The organism is Haloarcula sebkhae, from assembly GCF_014647415.1.
Taxonomy (GTDB): Archaea; Halobacteriota; Halobacteria; order Halobacteriales; family Haloarculaceae; genus Haloarcula; species Haloarcula sebkhae.
Window position 1 is genome coordinate 1 of record NZ_BMPD01000026.1, and the last position, 514, is coordinate 514.

Sequence of the window (514 nt, forward strand, 5' to 3'; positions counted from 1 at the left end):
TGTCCGTACCGAGAACCGACACAGGTGTCCATGGCGGCGAAAGCCAAGGCCTGTCGGGAGCAACCAACGTTAGGGAATTCGGCAAGTTAGTCCCGTACCTTCGGAAGAAGGGATGCCTGCTCCGGAACGGAGCAGGTCGCAGTGACTCGGAAGCTCGGACTGTCTAGTAACAACATAGGTGACCGCAAATCCGCAAGGACTCGTACGGTCACTGAATCCTGCCCAGTGCAGGTATCTGAACACCTCGTACAAGAGGACGAAGGACCTGTCAACGGCGGGGGTAACTATGACCCTCTTAAGGTAGCGTAGTACCTTGCCGCATCAGTAGCGGCTTGCATGAATGGATTAACCAGAGCTTCACTGTCCCAACGTTGGGCCCGGTGAACTGTACATTCCAGTGCGGAGTCTGGAGACACCCAGGGGGAAGCGAAGACCCTATGGAGCTTTACTGCAGGCTGTCGCTGAGACGTGGTCGCCGATGTGCAGCATAGGTAGGAGACGTTACACAGGTACC

Annotated in this window: 1 rRNA gene; it reads left to right on the forward strand. The window is 56.2% G+C overall.

The features are described from left to right. Positions 1-514 (forward strand): 23S ribosomal RNA (locus IEY38_RS21180); the annotation flags it as partial.